Consider the following 17923-nt stretch of genomic DNA (forward strand, 5'->3'; position numbering starts at 1 on the left):
TAAATATATACCCTAGAGGAATTTCCCCTAGGGTAATTAGTGAAATCCACCTTATTTTTCCATTACCTTTTCCATCTGTTTAGCTGCATCATCCAACGTTTTCTTTGCGTCCTTATTACCAACAAACATATCCTGTGCTGCATTTAGCATAATTTGTGATAACTCCCCTTGTTGTGGAATTGGCGGATCCATTACAGGTTGTCCATATTTATTTTCCAAAAAGTCAAAAAATTTATATGCCAATTGATTTTCAGATTTATACTTATCCGTAGCTACATACTCTTTATTACTAGGAATCATCCCTGAAACATTAATAATTTCTTGTGCTTCTGGGCTTGCCATCCACTCAAGGAACTTCCAAGCTTCGTCAGCGTGCTTTGTTTTTTTCGAGATCATAGCCACTAATGGATACATCGTTGGGTTAGGCTTATATTCTTTTCCTTCGTATTCAACAACTGGCTGCGGAATCACTCCTAGGTCTTCCATTAAGGAGGAATCTCGTTCTTTAGTCATTCCAATAAACCATGGGCCGTCCATATTCATCGCTGCTTCTTTGTTCCAGAATATTTCTCTTCCAACTTTTTTATCCCTTGTACCCTGCGGTGTTATTTTTGGATCAGCTAGAAAATCCTGCCACCATTTCGCAGCCCATACGTTTTCCTTAGAGTTAACATTAATTTTCTGAGGCTCATATGGTCCTGTTTCTCCATTAGGAAAATAGACTCCATTTGAAACAGGTCTTGCTACTAAACGATACCACTCAGATGAAACGAATGGATGAGACCCTACAACACTAGCAAACCCATATTGATTCTTACCGCCTAACTTAGAAGCTGCAGCTTTTAAATCCTCTAAAGTTTTAATTTCATCTGGGTTAATTCCCGCTTTTTCAAACATAGATTTCCAGTAAAATATTCCTGTAGTTCCCCAAGCATAATTTGAAACAGCATAATAAGATCCATCTATCTTATTAAGTTCTTGCCCAACTAATTTATCTTCAAGATTTGCCTTTTTAATATAATCATCTAATTTGACGAACGCTCCACCATCTACCAAGGAATTATAGGTAGCAATATTTTCAGGATATACTTGAACAATATCTCCTTGCGTTCCTGAAACCACTTCAGTAGTCAACTTGTTCCAAAAATTTTCATAGTCAGCACCATGAACGGTAATTTCTACGTTAGGATTCTTTTCATTATACTTGCTTATAAGTTGATCTAGCGCCTTCTTATGTGGTGCCTCTGCATAAACAGATGTTTCAAATGTTAATTTAATTTTCCCCTTACTGTCCCCTTTTTCCTGAGTGGAAGATTGATTAGAACACCCGGCAACAATAATGCTGGCACTCATAAATAGGGCCATTAGCCCCGTCATACTCTTATTCCGTCTTTTTTGCATTACCATACCCCCTTATAAAATGTCGAATTACAAACCTATCTATATAAATTTAGTATAGGAACATAAACTAACAAGAATATAAAAAACCCCTACAAAGTACTTCTTATCAACTATTTAACAAGCTCCATTTCCGCCTATAAAGCGCTTGCAATTTTACCCCGCCAAACCAGATTTCCCCTTCAAATGATATTAGGTGCTGTGAGTTCATTATCAAGCGTAGTAGTCTGGTTTTATGCTTTGCTTTCCAACCTATTTAGTAATCACTTAAAATCACATTTCGTATTTATTTAAAATATATTATGTTTATGTTTCGATTTTATTTCAAAATCTTTTTATTGTCAATGTAATTTAAATAATTTTCAGAAGAATAGTAAAAAACTTATAATTTAACTTTCTAAAACTTTCACACCTAATTTTTCCATTAATTCAATAAAGTCTTTTTTATTTGTTGAATTGGTTATTAACGAATCAATTTTATCAATGCTAACAATTTGGCTTAAAGCTGTTCTCTCAAATTTGCTATCATCTGCAACAATCACTTTACGAACAGATCTCTCTAACATAACTGCATCTGTGTGAGCCTCCATGATATTTGGCGTGGTAAACCCAAACCGAAGATCTACTCCATCCGCTCCAACAAAAGCTATATCAGCATTAAGAGTTTGTAATGCCCGCTCCGCAATATTTCCAACCATTGCATATGATCCTGGTCTAATTACTCCGCCAACAGGAATAATGTTTATATGTTCATAACCAGCTAATTCATTTGCTATATTAATAGCGGTTGTTACGATGGTAATATTTTTTTTATTTACCAATTCTCTTGCGATAAACGTAGTAGTTGATCCTGCACTTAACATCACCACATCACCATCATTTACAATGGATGCAGCCTTTTTGGCAATAGCCTTTTTGGCATCCTGATGCAGTGATAACTTATCTGAAAAAAACGTTTCCGTTACAGTACCATTAGTTAATACTGCTCCTCCTCGCACCCTTTTGATCAGATTTTCCATTTCTAAACTCTCTAAATCCTTTCGAATAGTAACTTCACTAACAGAAAATTGATCGCATAAAGTTTGTAGCTTTACTTTTCCCTTTTCTTGTATTAAATCGTAAATAGCTTGTCTTCTTTCTATTACACTTGAGTCAAACATTTTTTATCCCCTTTTTAATGTGATCTCCCTTTTAACATATCATATCTAAAAATAAACCAAATCGAAAGTATTTCGTAACCAATTTTAAAATTTTCCATTAATCCATTAAAGATATTCGGTAAGGATTCCCAGAGGAAAGGTTCAAGAACACTGAAAAAGCCCATTGAAAGAAAAACAGATTCAATAATGGTTAGATAGTGGCAGGAAAGAATCTCCCCAAGAAATGGCTCGAATCCTAACAACAATTACAATTAATGGACCCTTTCTTGGCCGCTGGGGTTAAAAAAATAGATTAGTCAAAGTAAAAGGGACAGTGTCCTTAGAAAAAACAGGTATTGCCCTTTTATTTATATATGCTTGTTTTACTAATCTCCCCAGTTTGTTCAATAACTCAACTCCAAAAAAAGCATAAATATTAGTATAAATCCATCCTTTCTATAAGAAATAATTCAAAAGAAAAAAACATTTTGTCACATTCTATACCGATAAACTATGAACCATCTCTGTTCTAAAAACAGGATTTTTTCAGATTGGTCAATTGTTTAGCATATCCTGGACAACTTTAACTAGAGAATTTTGGATATTTTGAGGTAGCTAAACCGCCATTTCGCTTTAAAGCTAGTTCTGTAAACCCACAATCCCTTTCGGGATGCTTCCGGACTTTGGAGAACCAGTCCTCCCCTGTCGCGTAGGCAAAACTCAAATTCCCGTCCTAATCCTCAGAGTGTAATCACTCCCAGCATTCCAAAAATTGATGCACGAGAACCATCCCTACGCATCACATCACTCCACTGTTCACAGATTTGTCACTCCCCACCTTGTCCTTTTCGCCCATTATTCCCTAAATAAGGGTTAAAAGGGTGGTGCAATTATATGAATTTAAAATCAGGGGAAATTGTTCAATTTGAAGAATATTCTCAGTTTAGTAGTCTGAAGGAATTTAATACTCATTTCGAAATGTGGCTGTTGGAGCACAAGCATGACTTTTCCAAAGGGGAATTAGTCGGCCTAAAGCGCTTAGCACGCTTTGCTGCCAAGATTCCAGGGGTGGCCAATGCCAAAATCGGGACAATGTTAAAGGCCATACATGAGGAATACAACCAAAACGGCATTTCCCGCTCTACGTTTAAACGGATGATCCAAAAAGCAATAAAGCTTGGCATCCTTACTGTTTATGAAACTGAACGCAAAAACGGTTCCCAGTCGAGCAACCTCTATGTCTTTAACCGTTTTCCAATAAATGAACCACCCACTGCCACAAAAATGAACCACCATAAAGAAACCATTGATCTTTTAAAAACCAATAATCAAAAGATTAATAAACGTAAAGACGCGTCTGAATTACAACAAAAAAATGAGGCAAAAGAACCGTCCCCATGCATCAAAACAAACGAAAATCAGCAGGAATTGGACCATACCTTTGTAAGCGACAATATACCTCAAGCCTTTGTTCAGCTGGTAAGGTGCTTTTTTCAAGAGGCAAGTACTATTGAAGAGTACTGGAGAATGGCACAAATTGCTGCTTATCGCAATAACAGCGAGGATAAATTGGAACGCATTCTGGATGTTGCCATCCAATCCTTTAAACAACTGGTTCGGAAACTAAAGTTCACACAGTCTATCAAAAATCCGCTTGCCTATTTTTATGGGATTGCCTTTCAAAAACAAAGAAGCCTTTTTTATGAGGATTTAAATGAAATGATTTCTGAGGATAAAGAGTCGGCATACAACTCTCGGAGAGTTGCACCCAGTATGAACCCTGTGTTTGAGTGGTTAACAGCCAATATTATGGGCAATTTCAATCATTTATCTTGAATTCCCACTCAATCTTGTTCTTGATCTTGCCTTGATGATTTTCAAAAAAAAATATTCCTCACCCTGTCCTTTTCCCTCCAAAAACTATAAATAAAGGGTGAAAGGAGGTGAGGGACAATGGCACAAGCATTGTTAGAAGGTTCAAAACTTCGCTTGGCATTCCAGGTGGATCTGGACGAGCAGGGAAATCCTGTTTTAAAAACCAAAACATTTAGCAACATCAAAATGGAATCAACTGTTGACCAGTTATTCCAGGTGGCAACCGCCATTTCTGCTTTATGTAATGACCCGCTAAACAAGGTCGAACGCAGCGACAGCACAGAACTAACGGCGTAACGAATGATGCAGAGGGACGGTTCTAATGCATCAAAATAGCTGAGGTTATAAAATGACCAAGCTGCAAATCTAAATAGGAGGTAAGCAGTATTTGAAAATGAGGCAAAAGAACCGTCCCCATGCCTCAAAGAAAGGAGGTGAATAGAATGGCAAAGACATTGGAATTGGTGTTTGGCACTGAGTTTGGCAAGACCGCTCGTATTGCGGTGGATAATCCGAAGGAGCCGGTTGATGAGGCTGCTGTCAAGCAGGCGATGGAACAGATCATTGCTGCGGATGTATTTACATCGGCCAGCGGTAGATATGTGTCCTCAAAAGGGGCAAGAGTGATTGACCGCAATGTAGTAGAGTATGAAATTGTTTAATAGTTAGGTAGTGAATTTGCTGGGCAACCTAGTTTAACCAATACGTTTAAGGCGGTGGCCGGATTCTTAAGCGAAGCCGGCCTCTTACTATATGATTCGGAAAGGAGAGAATTTGCCGTGGAACAAATCATCTCATTTATCAATGAGGTCGGTTTCCCTATCGTTGTGACCCTCTATCTGCTATATCGAATAGAATCTAAGCTAGATTTAGTCGTCGAATCGATACAGAGTCTGCCTGAGCGGATGAAGGGATGATGGTAATGCAGCCACCCAGGACCCATACATGCTGAAAGCCAACTACTAATTTTTTTAGATAGTTGGCTTTATTTTTTTGTTTTCCCTTCAGCCAATGACTTCTTTTACTGTTTTAGGCGAGGCACACCAGTAATGCCCCTTTTATTCTCTAAATTCTTATAAGATTCGCTCCAAATTCTAAAAATCGGCTTCATATTTGATTTTTAGAAGCCAAATGAATCGTTTTGGAGCCGTTTTTCGCACCAAATTTGAATTCTGGTCATTCGATGAACTAAGCAATTCCCGTTATGGTAGAGATACCCGGGAATACAGAGGCATAAGCGCGCTTTCCTGAAAGGACCCACCGTTGGAAAGCTTCGATCAGTTAGCAGAACAATACAATCCAATGATCCATAAGATCATGCACTCTCTTCATCTCTACAATAATTTGGATGAATTCTATCAGCAAGGTCTCATTGCCCTTTGGGAGGCCAGCCAAAGATTTGACCCCAAAAAAGGGAATTTTACAAACTATGCCTATACGTATATTAAAGGCTGCCTACTGAGCGAGCTTGGAAAAATCACGAAAGCCCAGGAAAGAAGTTTCTGTCCAGAGGAGGAATTCTGGGAGACCGCAGCATCTGGCCGGCCAGATCAATATTTAGAAAAAGAAATCCTATTATCCTATTCGGGAAAACTGACCCCGAATCAGCGGAAATGGCTTCAGTACACTCTCATTACTGGGCTATCCGTCAAGGAAATTGCCGAAAGAGAAGGTGTAACGGTATCAGCAGTCAAGCAATGGCGGGAAGGTTCGCGGAAGAGATTGAAAGATTTAATCATGAACTGACCTCCAAGACATTAGGCAATGATATCTTTAGACAACACCAATCATGGAGAGAGAATCATCCCTATTCCCTCTCCTTCTTAGTTACGGATGAACGGTTTCTTATCTCGAATTTCCCCCTCTCTTTTACCATTGTCCTCCCCAACTAAAAAACTATCAAATTGGTACGAAAATCACGAAAACCCCCTCCTTATTTCCAATTTGAAGCGAAAAATCGCATTTTCCTACCCTAAATTCGCTCCAAATTGGAAATGAGGCGATTCGACTAATTCTGCCAAACCCGATATCTTAAAAGTGCTAGAATCATGGACACGAAGAATAGCAATAAACAACGAACTTTCATCTTAGAATAACTTTTGTAAAAAAATATTACTTAAGAGAAGTCCTAATCCCCCACATTGTCAAAATTTCGTCAAGAATAAGGTCGAATTATAGCGAAATTTGTACTTTAGTACGTGGTAACGTTTACAAATATATTATTTAATAAAATCAAATAGAAACAACCATTATTTTACATATTAGTCATATGAGAATAGTATTTTCCTGATAAATCTTAACCAAAAAGGGCAGAGCAGAAATGGAGGTGTCACACAAAATCCAAGCAAATGATGCATAAGAACCGTCCCCATGCCTCACCTGTCACACGTCACATACCTTTAAGGAGTGGATGATCAGTTGGTAGAGCAAAAAAACTATTTCATTGAGAAGAAGATGATTTTGATGTTGGGGGAATATAATCGATTCGGAAAGCTGTGCGCGCGGGTCATGGCCGGTACTTCGGCGTTTCTTGTCGACAGAGCCCCGTTGCAGGTATTGGATGATACTCTGACATACATAGGATTTGATTTAAGGGGCGCCGTTACGGGAGCCAAAATGGTTCTCGACAAGAAGTCCAAATGCCCCATTATTGTGAACCCGTATTTGGGAATTTGCCTATTTCCAACCACATCCCCTAAAAAGGCGGATTGCATGTGGTTTAACCCGGAGCATATTGTAAAAACCACCGCCACTGCCAATGGCCACAAAACAGTCGTCGAATTAAGCAACGGCTATTCGATTGTAGTAGATTCGAAGCTAGCAGCCTTTAATGACAAAATTGAAAAAGCCAGGCAATTAATCCGTCTTTCAACCAAACGAGGCCACCAGCCAGATACCAGCATCTATGAACACACCCCACCGAAGGGCCATCAACTAACCATTGAGAAATCCGGAAAATACAATTTTGACACCTTGGAAAATAACTAAACTACCAAACTTCTAACAATACAACTTCATGGTTCAAAGGAGAATGTCAATTGAAAAATTCATTTAATTATTATTATGGCAAGGTCCTAAAACAATTGCGGGACGACCTGGATCTCACCCAAGAGGAACTAGCCTTTCGCTGCTCACTACAAACTTCCTATATCAGTTCACTAGAAAGAGAACGAAAAAAACCAGGCTTTAATACCATCTGTGCCCTAGCAAAAGGACTCGAACTGATGCCTTCAGAATTACTAAGAAAAATAGAAGAGCACTCAGGTGTGATGCACGGGGACGGTTCTTCTGCCTCAAAATTCGGCCTGAAACACGGGGGTTGTCCTTGTGACCAAAGATTTGGTTCACACCACACAGGAGGAAAAAATCTATGACGAAATTATTGATTAACGAAGCGCCCATCATGATCATCCCTTCCCTCGCTGTCAAAATGGGTCTGAACGAATCCATCGTGCTCCAGCAGATTCACTATTGGCTCCAGACTAGTTCCCATGTGATTGAGGGGCGCAAATGGATCTACAATTCCTATAAAGAGTGGCAGAAACAAATGCCTTTCTGGTCAACCACTACTCTCAAACGCATCATTCGGTCGCTAGAAGAACAGGGTTTCCTGATCTCGGCCAATTGGAATAAGCTAAAAATGGATAAAACCAAATGGTACACAATCGACTATCAACGACTGGAATCGCTCGAGGAAGGCCTAGCATCCAGCGACACAAACCGGTCAACACAGGTTCAAGCGGACTCCATGCCGATATCCGTCCCATCACAGGTTCAAGCTGAACTCTTTGCAACATCCGGCCAACCAACGTTGCAGGCTGACCCCCTCGCAGCTTCTGGCCAATCGTCGGACCAAAATGACCCATCGGAAGAGTCAGACTGGACCATCGAAGAAGCCAGTCTGACCCAAGCAATACCAGAGATTACGACAGAGACTAAAACAGAGAAAAAACCTATTGTCGACATCGTCGACTACCTCAACACCAAAACCGGTGCCAACTACAAATCAGGAACAAAGAAAACAAACCAGCTGATTCAAGCAAGATTACGAGAAGGCTTTACCGTGGAGGACTTTAAGAAAGTCATCGACTTAAAGACCTCACAATGGCTCGATGATCCACATATGAGTACATACCTGAGACCGGAAACATTGTTTGGAACCAAATTTGAATCCTATCTCAACCAAAAGCTGCAAGCGAATCCCCTCTTCGAAAAACGAAGGGGCCAAACCAGCATCAAACAGACCCTTAGCGAGGAGGACTTCGATTTAGATGATGAAGCGTGAGACGTTTGAGCTATTAAAGGCAATCAACACTTTCTACGACCAATTTATCGTCAATCAGGAAAAGGTGAACCTGTGGCATGAAGTGCTCAAAAGCTATGAACACAGCATCGTGCAGGAAAGACTGTTTTCGTTCGTAAAAGAATCACCCTACCCGCCCAAAATCGCCGACCTATTGCCAAAATCGTCCGTCGCCATGACCGTCCCTAATGCTATGGAGACCAGATTCATCATATCCACCAGGCAAAAGCTGGCGAGTGAAGAAGTGATCCAGCGGGAACTGGCCAGCATGAGGGCCATTCTGGGAATTCAGAGGTAGTGGGTCAGCAGACTTCAAAGTCCCTGTCGGAACGGGCATGTCACCGTCCCCCTTTATCAAAAAATCATGACGGGCGCGCAAATCTCAACTCGGGAGCAGCCCCAGTCAGTTCGTCACTACTACGAAATAGTGATGCACGAGAACCGTCCCCATGCATCACCGATAGGAGGCACGATTATGATTAATCAAACACAAACACAAGAACCGTCATGTTTCAGTCAGGAGGCGGAGGAGGCTTTTGTTGGGGCGCTTTTTATGGATAATGGGCTGGTGAAGGAGACGACGATTCTTCCGGAGCAGCTTTATTTTCCGCAGCTGAGGAGGCTTTATTCGGCGATGCGTAGTCTTGATGAAAAGGGAAAGCCGGTTGACTATATTTCTCTGATTGATGAGCTTGGCACTGACCGCCTGCAGTGGATTGGCGGAATTAGCTATTTGAATCGACTGTCCGGGAGCGTGCCTACCACCGCAAACTTTCACTTTTATGAGCAAACGGTCAAAGAATATGCGCAAAAAAGAAAGACGATTCAAATTGCCTCCCGCCTCATCGAACAGGCAAACGGCAAAGACATCCGAAAGACCATCCATAATGGGATTCAAGAGCTAATGGCAATTGATGACCATCTCACAGACGAAGATACAGGCAGCATTACCCCGTCCTTGGTCGATTTGTTCATGGATTGTGAAAAGGATTGGGGCGAGATTGTCGGCATCCCTTCCGGCTTTCCCAATCTAGACATGCTCACCGGCGGCTTCCAGGAATCCGACCTGATCATCATTGGCGCCCGCCCGAGTATGGGGAAAACAGCCTTCGCCTTGAATGTGGCCCACCATGCGGCCAAACAGGACATCAGCCTGATTTTTTCCCTCGAGATGTCCAAAAAGCAGCTGTTGAAGCGGATGGCCGGATTCACTGGTTTGATTGACAGCCGGAAAATGAAGAACCCAAAGCAGGAATTTCAAGAGGAAGACTGGCAGCATTTTACCGATACCCTCGGCATGCTGTCCAAACTGAATCTCCATATTTTTGACAAAGCTGGGATGGACATGCCTTATATTTGGTCAAAGGTTCGCAAAGCGCGGCGGGAATACGGCCAAGAACAGCGCATCCTCGTCGTGATTGATTACCTTCAACTGATTGAAGGCGACCGCAGCTTCCGGCAAAACCGCCAAGCTGAAATCAACGAAATCTCAAGAGCCCTGAAAACCATGGCGCGGGAACTGAACGTGACCGTTCTCGCCCTGTCCCAGCTGAGCCGAGGCGTCGAAAGCCGCCACGACAAGCATCCGGTTCTTTCCGATCTGCGCGAAAGCGGGCAAATCGAGCAGGATGCCGACCTGATTGCCTTCCTATATCGCGATGATTACTACACCAAAGACTCACCGTACCGGAACAAAATCGAAATCATACTCGCCAAGCACCGCAATGGCCCCACTGGCACTATCGAACTCGCCTTCCACAAGGAATATGGGCTGTTCACCCATTTGGAAACATAACGAAGGACAAAGATCGAAGAGCGAAGGGCTTTTTTTAATAAGGAACTCAGGGTGGCGGCGTGAACCTGGCTTGTCCTGTACAATGTTTGACATTCATGACCGAGTGTCTCCGCAAGAAATCCGAACAGCCACACGATTCATGATGCCAGCAGAAAAAGAGGGGTTAGTGTCCCGCATTCATCCCTTGCGGGATTCCCCTCCTTTCCACCAAATACAATTAAACAAACAAGGTCATTATCATTGTGACAAATTTGGTAATCATGATGCCGTGGGACAGGAAAAATAGCCCCCTCGCATCTCTTTTTCAATTATTTTTTCGAACAACGTCCAAATGCGGACTGTAGCCTGTAGAGTGATATTTCATCTAATTATCTAATGGTCTTAAAAAGGAGAATTTCCTTGGCCATTTACATAGGTGAAGTATTAAGACGACGGCGCAAAGCCAAAAGGCTATCACAAGAAACACTTGCATTTGAATCCGGTTTGGATCGCTCCTATATTGGGGATCTCGAAAGGAATGAAAAGTCACCTTCTCTGGATACAGTCTTTAAAATCTCAAGAGTGCTGGAAATTCAGCCTGATGAGTTTGTCAGAGAGGTCCGTGAAGCATTAGAGGATTATAACACTTCTGAAGAGGATGATTCAGATTAGCCCCGTGACATAGTGGCGATTTTCTTGTTTCATCACAAGAGAACCGCCACATACTCCACAATCTTAATAGGAAGTTATCGTTCACAACAGTGATTGTTCGATTGATTTCAACAAAATGTTGCTCCTGTGCAACCTAATCAAACGTTTGTGTAAACCGATTGAAAGCCTTGCTGCTGGCGGATTTCTTCTTCGTCTAACACCAAAATGCTTGTCGGTCAGACAAACGTTTGATTGGATTACCCTTAGATGTTGATAAATCAACGTTTCTGGCCCTATTCTTGTGAAAAATTTGATGAATTTTGCCATATTATTGTGGTTCATTTCCGGCATGTTTATCACAAACTCGGAAATCTGCTAAATTTCCATCTAACTCAACTCTACTTTTCCCACTCAAACGTTTGGTTAAAAACTAAAAAACTACTGATTTAATAGACTTTTACTCCCAATCCCGCAAAAAATTTTGTCATTTACCTAAACGTTTGTTTAGTATCTGTCTGAACCTTTGCTTCAATTGGATCTTTATTGATTTTGACAGCAGAGGAGTGAGGAATTCTTAGGACTCAAGCTTTTAATAAGAATCATAATGAATCTTGAGTTGTTCTATCCCCCTCCTCCCTCATCTAGTCCAAATCATCTTTCATTTCATTATTTCTATTTTTTAATTCACTTTCACATTTATATAAAACTAGTTGTGTCTAAAACATTAAATGTAGGATATAATGTTAATAAATTAAATCATTTTTTTTATATTTTTGCGCTAATATTCCAATTGTATTTAAATTAAATTAATAATTTAAAAAGGGGGAGTTAAAAATGGTCAAACAAGGAATTTCCAAACTTCCAATAGGTGTCAATACTACTGATGCCTTAAAAATTATGGAGTTGCTTGCAAAGGTTAACAATAAACTTGGCCGTTTAGAAGAAAAGTTTCGTCATTCTGTCGTTAGCCAAGCGCTGGTTCAAATACTTTCATTAAGTGAATCTGTAGAATCAACAAGGATCGAAGGAACCCAGGTGACATTTACTGATATGGTTGAAGAGAAGAATGATAAAAACCCCCGTTGGGAAATTATCGAAGTTCAAAACTACCATCAGGCCCTAATGGATGGGTTTGAGCGAATTAGGAATGGATATCCGATATCCTCAAGATTAATAAAAGAACTTCACGAGATGTTAATGGTCGGGGCAAGAGGATCTACACAAGCTGCTGGTCAATTTCGAAAAATACAAAATTTCATTGGCCCTTCTAACCGTATGGAAGATGCATCCTATATTCCAATATCTGCGGACAAAATTGATGAATACATGCAAAATCTTGAGTATTTTATTAATCGGCATCCTTATAATGAACCATTACCCGTTAGTCATTTAAAGAAGGACGATTATATTTTTACAGAGAATGCCGATGCTTTAATAAAAACAGCTATTATACATGCTCAATTTGAGTCAATTCATCCATTCTTAGATGGTAATGGACGTTTAGGCAGAATTTTAATAGTTTTAAACTTAGTTCAGTCCAAGATTATTACCCAACCCTTTTTCTTTGTAAGCGAAGAACTTGAGAAGGAGCGGCCTCGCTACTACGATATGTTAAATGGTGTAAGAGGAAAGAATCCTCAGTGGGGAGATTGGATTTTGTTTTTCTTACATGCATGTAACCGGATGGCGGAACGAATCCATCGTAAATTGGATGATGCCGAACAACTGGCAAAACATGGATTAACCCAATGTGAAACGGAATCTGAAAAAAAAGTATGGCTATATACATTTTCCGATCCTTTTACAAATACGGTCATGGTAAGAAACAAACTTGGATTATCACCCAATACCGCAAGGAACGCATTAAATTCATTAGCCGAAAAAAAATTATTATTTTCTGATCCTGAAGTTAAAAGGAATAAGAAGTACCGTAACTACGATTTGATGAGAATATTACGTGATTAACTGATAAAAATTGAAATGATGGATTCGGAAAATCGCAGTCATTTGCCCTATTTGGGTTTGACAAAGGTTACAGCCATGAAAAAGTGACAGCCCTGCCAAATTCAGTGACACCTAAGAGAAATGTACCGTCAAGTAGAATGTAAAGTTTTTGAAAAACAAAACTCAACAGTCTTTGTCAATTAAAAATCCCCACCTTTTTTATTAATAAAGGAGGGGGATTTTTTTCCCTCACCTTACTCCAACTCATCCGTCATATCACACATCTCTATTTTTATCTGAAAGCCTTCGTACGACATAATCATCTTGCCGACCTCTTCCCATGAAAAGGGCTTCCCATCAATAATCACTAGTGGGGTTCCTTCAGAAGTTTCATCATGCTCTATAAGACCTTTGAGTTGATCATTGATCACGGTATTGTATGCCTGTCCATTAGGAAAAACGCCTGCTTTAACGTGCTGCTCTCTGATCCCTTTTCGTACCTTTTCTATTAATTTGTTAAGCAGTTCTGGTTGGTTACAATTTAATTCACCATGTACAGCAAACTTATAACCAAATTCTATGTTTTCCGAGGCTTCCAAATAAATTCCTATTGGATGTAATCGTCGGTCCACATGAAAGGTACGAATGACACCTTGACCATCCTTCAGTGAGAAAGTTTCTATCAACTCATCTAAGTCTACTTCAAGCTCCTCCGCCATCATTTGGTTATAACAATCATTACATAAATGCAGAGTAGCGGGCTCCATCGCTAAATGAATTTTTACTTCATTACTTTCACATCGTTCACACAAAATCATACATCCACCACCATTTTTGACTATATTTTATCATGATTGCTGTTTTCTTTAATACACCATAGGATTCAATACAGGACTATAATCAACTGGAAAGTTTACTTGCATGTACCCGTCACTGTCTTGCAAACAAACTAAGACAATACTTCTCCCGCTTTTGCTCCATTGTTCCTTCGTAATAGTTTAATAAACTATCCATATTCATAAAACTTGGCGGTTGGGAGTTATGGTACATAAATAAATGAAAGCTGCTCCACGGATAAAATTCCGGCCTTCTGACCATCCTGGCTTCTACCGGATTTAAATGAATGTATCGGCTGACCTCCAACACCCCTTCCTCATCGTCAATCATTTGATCAAAATAGCGTTTTTCATAAACATGGCCGGTTAAGTGATATTTTGTATTATAGTAATTGGCGTACCTCTTATTAATGAGTGCCATCAATCTTGAAAACGGAATTTCTTTTGAGCGCATTTGTAAATGATAATGGTTGGTCATCAAACAATATGAGGCGATTTCGAAGGGAATCTTTTCATGGAGTTGCCTGAGGATGTGGAAAAAGGCTTCAAAATCGGAGGCATTACGGAACAACGGGTCGCGACGGTTGCCTCTACAGACAATGTGGTAAAAGTGGTTTGGTAACCAAATTCTTTTCTCCCGTGACATTTACGTTTCCCTCGCAATTGCATATGATTTGTTCAAACTCCATCGTCTTAAAGTCATCGCTTCCCAGATAGCTGAATCACTAATAACATCCTCCTCTTTAAGGTCTGATATCGTACGGGCCAAACGGATAATTTTGATTTGAACTCGATTGCTCCAATTTTGCTTCACAGCAACGTTTGTCAACGTTTTTTGCTGCTCGTTTGTTAACGGACTTGTTTCCATTAGAATTTCAAATGGGACTTTTGCATTCGACATTTCCATTTTATAGCGATTATATTGAAGTGTACGGGCTTGTTCGACCCGCATTCGAATTTTCTCGGATGTTTCCTGAAGTCCTGCCTTCTGATCTAGATTTACAGACTGCAAAGTCAATAGTATATCAATCCGATCATAGACCGGCCCAGATAGGCGATTTCGATAGCTTTGTATTTGTTTATCAGTACAGGTGCAGTAATGGCTGTTGGAACCCAGATACCCACAAGGACAGGGATTCATAGCACCAATTAATAGAAACGAAGACGGATAGGTAACGGTGGAATGGGCTCTGCTGATTGTCACCTTTCCTGTCTCAAGTGGCTGCCTCAACATATCAAGTGTCTTTTTAGGAAACTCTTCCATCTCATCTAAAAATAAAACTCCGTGATGTGCAAGGGAAATTCCTCCAGGCCGGGGAGTCGAACCGCCGCCAATAATGGCAACGGATGAGGCAGAGTGGTGTGGATATCTGAATGGGACTGTTTGATGAAATATCTTTCTCTCTCCTGCAAGCTGATAAAGACTGAGGACTTCCAGCTGGGCTTGATTGGTAAGGGCAGGAAGAATGGAAGGGAAAGACTCAGCCAGCAAGCTTTTTCCACAGCCGGGAGGACCGCTCATTAGCACATTATGTTCGCCGGCAGCAGCTATTTCTAACGCTCGTTTCGCTTGCTCATGGCCAATGACATGACAGAAATCTTTCTGTGGCGGGTTTGGAAAAAGTGGTTCTTGGCTGTGCGGCGCTAGTTTGGGAAGGAGAGAAAAACTTTCTTGCCCTTCTAGGTGATTTACGGCTTCTTCAATATGCTAACAACAATACATTCCAAGCCCTGCAGCATATGAACGGGTATAGCAGGATCATAGGGAAAATATACCCGTTTTAGCCCTAATGCTTTCGCTGATACCAAAGCTGGCAACATCCCCTCCGCTTTTACAATGGTTCCATCCAGGAACAAGACACCGATAAAGGCCGTTTCAATCGGTATTACTCCTTTAATTACATTCAATTCCTTTAAAGCTGCAATCGCGATAGACAAATCAAAAAGTGGCCCATTTTTCTTCTCTTCAGCCGGAGATAGATTTACCACCACCTTCTGGTCAGTGATATCCATATCAAAATGACTCAGTGCGGCGATTACCCGTTCTCTCGATTCCTTTACAGATGCATCCGGCAAGCCAACAATGACCATCGACTCCGTACCAGGTGTTATCCGCACCTCCACCTGAACAAGATAGCCCTCGAGCCCTTTTAAACCTATGCTCGATACTTTAACAGTCATAAAAAAACCTCCTAAAAAGCTTATATAAATAATAGGATATAACTTAAACAGTAAACTAGGAATATTAAAAGATTTATGAGGAAATATTGAATCAACGGTGGAAATAGAAGAGTAAAAAACATACATTGGCTTGAACTGGAAATTCTCTTAAATATTTCTACAAAAACTTTGCTAATCCTTCATAATTTGATAAAACAACAAAAAGTCTTTTTAAAAAACAAACACCAAACCACAAACTCCGACAAATATTAAATATTTATCGGGCGGTGTCAGGCACCGAAAGTTCTGCTTTCGTCCTTCCAAATGGGAATATTTTTGTCTATAATAGATATATAATAAAAAAGAGAAGTGCTGCTAACACTTCTCCCTGCAACTGCTACCGTCAGGGTGGTGGTTGTCAGTGTCTATTCTTTTTGCGAACCACCCTTTTGCTTGCGACGGCGCGAGGGTGGTGTCTTGTTTTCTAGGAAGTTTTTCCGAAAGAAATGCGCCGTAAATTCCCGCACGATTCCCTTCAGAATTTCACGAATGAATTCAAGAACAGTTTCCATGATTATCACCTCCCTTCCCCAATAAATGCAGGAAAAGAAGATCGACAACCAATCCACCCTAACAATATTCAGCTGCAACTCTATTTTATCACTCTACTCACACAAATAAATCTATCAATCTTCGACAAAATTCGGGCGATTTCGGGTGGTGACAGGCACCGGAATTTATCTATAACATCATTAAAAGTAATTCAACTTAATGCATATTCGGAAGAAATCACAAAGAAGTATAAAAATAAAGGTATTCCTTAATTAAGAACGAATAATTAATATTATGTTCTTATTTAAGGACGGTGTGTATTTTGTTATCTAATCAAAATGGATATTTTTTTAGGGGTTTTTTGATAGGTACATTTTTGAGCATACCTTTATGGATTTCTTTCTTTGGATGGATAAAATTAATGATTAAAATTTTCTTTTATTGTCTTTAAGGGGTTTATAACAACAACCTTGGATTCAAGTTTTAAATGAGGTGTACTTATTAAAGTTTATCTTGTTTGGGGCAAGAGCATCTTATTTCGATTATGGAGTTGTGAATGTTTTACAAGTAAAGAAGAAGCCGAGAAATTTATTCTTAAACACTATAGCCAGTTTGTGGAACATTACAAAGATTTAGATGTTGATGATTTTTGGATATAAGAAAGAGAAATGAGTGTTCCAGTAAAACTGGTTTATTAGTTCATATTCGGCCCAAATTGCACGTAATCTGTTTCCGGGTTGTAGTGGTTCGGGCAGTAATATTCAACATTTACATGGTAAACAAACCACCCAGTCTCTAGTTTGGAACAAACCTGTGAAACAAGATTATTCGGGTGGTGACAGTGGATTGCGCTCAAACCAATTCTTCGTTCTACTTTGCTTAATTATTACTATATAGACATATAACAATCATCTTGCTGTAACATCTTTAATTACGTCCGAAATACTGTCCACTATAGCTTTTCCAGCATCTTCAACAGCATCCATTGCATTTTTTGTTGCATCTCCTGCTGCTTCAACGCCATTGTTGTTTTGTTACGCCCCTGATCAATGGCAGATTGATTTCGCTCAGTCATTCATTATTCCTCCATAATTATAAGTATGCTTGGGCACTTATCATTCTCAACTTGGATCTACTTCGTCAAATGAAAGTGTAGTCACACGTGTATATTCGCCTTTTTCAATCTCAGCTTTGGTAGCATCCTGCTCCAGCTCTTCGCTGTCATCCATTCCCGGAGCGATAAAAGGCTCAGTATTTCTATTCCTGTTCTTACTTTTCATGTTTAGCCATC

General features: G+C 40.1%; 19 protein-coding genes and 2 pseudogenes. 13 read left to right on the forward strand and 8 right to left on the reverse strand.

Going from position 1 to position 17923, the window contains the following annotated elements; genetic code table 11:
- Positions 1-51: 51 nt before the first annotated feature.
- Positions 52-1407 (reverse strand): ABC transporter substrate-binding protein, encoded by a 1356-nt coding sequence (locus ACNQGS_RS14270; protein ID WP_491487894.1) that lies wholly within the window; start codon positions 1405-1407, stop codon positions 52-54.
- A 380-nt stretch (positions 1408-1787) separates the two neighbouring features.
- Positions 1788-2558 (reverse strand): DeoR/GlpR family DNA-binding transcription regulator, encoded by a 771-nt coding sequence (locus ACNQGS_RS14275; protein ID WP_491487895.1) that lies wholly within the window; start codon positions 2556-2558, stop codon positions 1788-1790.
- A gap of 187 nt (positions 2559-2745) precedes the next feature.
- On the opposite strand from ACNQGS_RS14275, the pseudogene ACNQGS_RS14280 reads away from it, so the two are divergent.
- The 13 genes and pseudogenes from ACNQGS_RS14280 to ACNQGS_RS14340 all read left to right on the forward strand — a co-directional run.
- A pseudogene (locus tag ACNQGS_RS14280) lies at positions 2746-2854 on the forward strand (TetR-like C-terminal domain-containing protein); the annotation flags it as partial.
- 577 nt (positions 2855-3431) lie between these two features.
- Positions 3432-4373, forward strand: a complete 942-nt coding sequence (locus ACNQGS_RS14285) for a hypothetical protein (protein ID WP_491487896.1) — start codon at positions 3432-3434, stop codon at positions 4371-4373.
- 117 nt (positions 4374-4490) lie between these two features.
- The gene (locus ACNQGS_RS14290) at positions 4491-4709 is read left to right on the forward strand and encodes a DUF1659 domain-containing protein (protein WP_213146163.1); all 219 of its coding nucleotides are present in this window, start codon (positions 4491-4493) and stop codon (positions 4707-4709) included.
- Between the two features lie 146 nt (positions 4710-4855).
- Positions 4856-5074 carry a DUF2922 domain-containing protein gene (locus tag ACNQGS_RS14295; RefSeq protein WP_491487897.1) on the forward strand — a complete coding sequence of 73 codons (219 nt, stop codon included), beginning with the start codon at positions 4856-4858 and terminating at the stop codon, positions 5072-5074.
- A 117-nt stretch (positions 5075-5191) separates the two neighbouring features.
- Complete coding sequence (locus tag ACNQGS_RS14300) at positions 5192-5329, forward strand: YvrJ family protein (RefSeq protein WP_464567868.1); 138 nt, start codon at positions 5192-5194, stop codon at positions 5327-5329.
- 346 nt (positions 5330-5675) lie between these two features.
- Positions 5676-6158 carry a sigma-70 family RNA polymerase sigma factor gene (locus tag ACNQGS_RS14305; protein WP_491487898.1) on the forward strand — a complete coding sequence of 161 codons (483 nt, stop codon included), beginning with the start codon at positions 5676-5678 and terminating at the stop codon, positions 6156-6158.
- A 672-nt stretch (positions 6159-6830) separates the two neighbouring features.
- Positions 6831-7400 carry a competence protein ComK gene (locus tag ACNQGS_RS14310; protein ID WP_491487899.1) on the forward strand — a complete coding sequence of 190 codons (570 nt, stop codon included), beginning with the start codon at positions 6831-6833 and terminating at the stop codon, positions 7398-7400.
- A gap of 50 nt (positions 7401-7450) precedes the next feature.
- On the forward strand, positions 7451-7786 hold the full coding sequence (locus ACNQGS_RS14315; RefSeq protein WP_491487900.1) for a helix-turn-helix domain-containing protein: 336 nt from the start codon (positions 7451-7453) through the stop codon (positions 7784-7786).
- 173 nt (positions 7787-7959) lie between these two features.
- Entirely contained in the window at positions 7960-8697 is a 738-nt protein-coding gene (locus tag ACNQGS_RS14320; RefSeq protein ID WP_491487901.1) for a conserved phage C-terminal domain-containing protein, read from the forward strand.
- Positions 8687-9013 (forward strand): replicative helicase loader/inhibitor, encoded by a 327-nt coding sequence (locus ACNQGS_RS14325; RefSeq protein WP_491487902.1) that lies wholly within the window; start codon positions 8687-8689, stop codon positions 9011-9013. Before ACNQGS_RS14320 ends, ACNQGS_RS14325 begins: the two co-directional genes overlap by 11 nt.
- 177 nt (positions 9014-9190) lie before the next feature.
- Positions 9191-10510, forward strand: coding sequence for a replicative DNA helicase (dnaB, locus tag ACNQGS_RS14330; RefSeq protein WP_491487903.1), 1320 nt, complete (start codon positions 9191-9193; stop codon positions 10508-10510).
- Positions 10511-10909: 399 nt separating this feature from the next.
- The gene (locus ACNQGS_RS14335) at positions 10910-11161 is read left to right on the forward strand and encodes a helix-turn-helix domain-containing protein (protein ID WP_491487904.1); all 252 of its coding nucleotides are present in this window, start codon (positions 10910-10912) and stop codon (positions 11159-11161) included.
- A gap of 813 nt (positions 11162-11974) precedes the next feature.
- Entirely contained in the window at positions 11975-13105 is a 1131-nt protein-coding gene (locus ACNQGS_RS14340; protein WP_491487905.1) for a Fic family protein, read from the forward strand.
- A 233-nt stretch (positions 13106-13338) separates the two neighbouring features.
- Here the strand turns inward: ACNQGS_RS14340 and ACNQGS_RS14345 are convergent, their stop codons facing one another.
- The 6 genes and pseudogenes from ACNQGS_RS14345 to ACNQGS_RS14370 all read right to left on the reverse strand — a co-directional run bounded on the left by ACNQGS_RS14345 (position 13339) and on the right by ACNQGS_RS14370 (position 17912).
- Positions 13339-13896, reverse strand: a complete 558-nt coding sequence (locus tag ACNQGS_RS14345) for a DUF7713 domain-containing protein (RefSeq protein WP_491487906.1) — start codon at positions 13894-13896, stop codon at positions 13339-13341.
- 118 nt (positions 13897-14014) lie between these two features.
- Positions 14015-14566 (reverse strand): REP-associated tyrosine transposase, encoded by a 552-nt coding sequence (locus ACNQGS_RS14350; protein WP_491487907.1) that lies wholly within the window; start codon positions 14564-14566, stop codon positions 14015-14017.
- Positions 14567-16101, reverse strand: a pseudogene (locus ACNQGS_RS14355) (YifB family Mg chelatase-like AAA ATPase).
- A 404-nt stretch (positions 16102-16505) separates the two neighbouring features.
- Positions 16506-16652: a hypothetical protein gene (locus ACNQGS_RS14360; protein ID WP_491487908.1), complete on the reverse strand. Its 147-nt coding sequence runs from the start codon at positions 16650-16652 to the stop codon at positions 16506-16508.
- Positions 16653-17584: 932 nt separating this feature from the next.
- Positions 17585-17707, reverse strand: a complete 123-nt coding sequence (locus ACNQGS_RS14365) for a hypothetical protein (protein ID WP_491487909.1) — start codon at positions 17705-17707, stop codon at positions 17585-17587.
- Positions 17708-17753: 46 nt separating this feature from the next.
- Entirely contained in the window at positions 17754-17912 is a 159-nt protein-coding gene (locus tag ACNQGS_RS14370) for a hypothetical protein (protein ID WP_491487910.1), read from the reverse strand.
- Positions 17913-17923: the final 11 nt, after the last annotated feature.

It is taken from the genome of Neobacillus sp. PVCKKU3 (assembly GCF_058323225.1).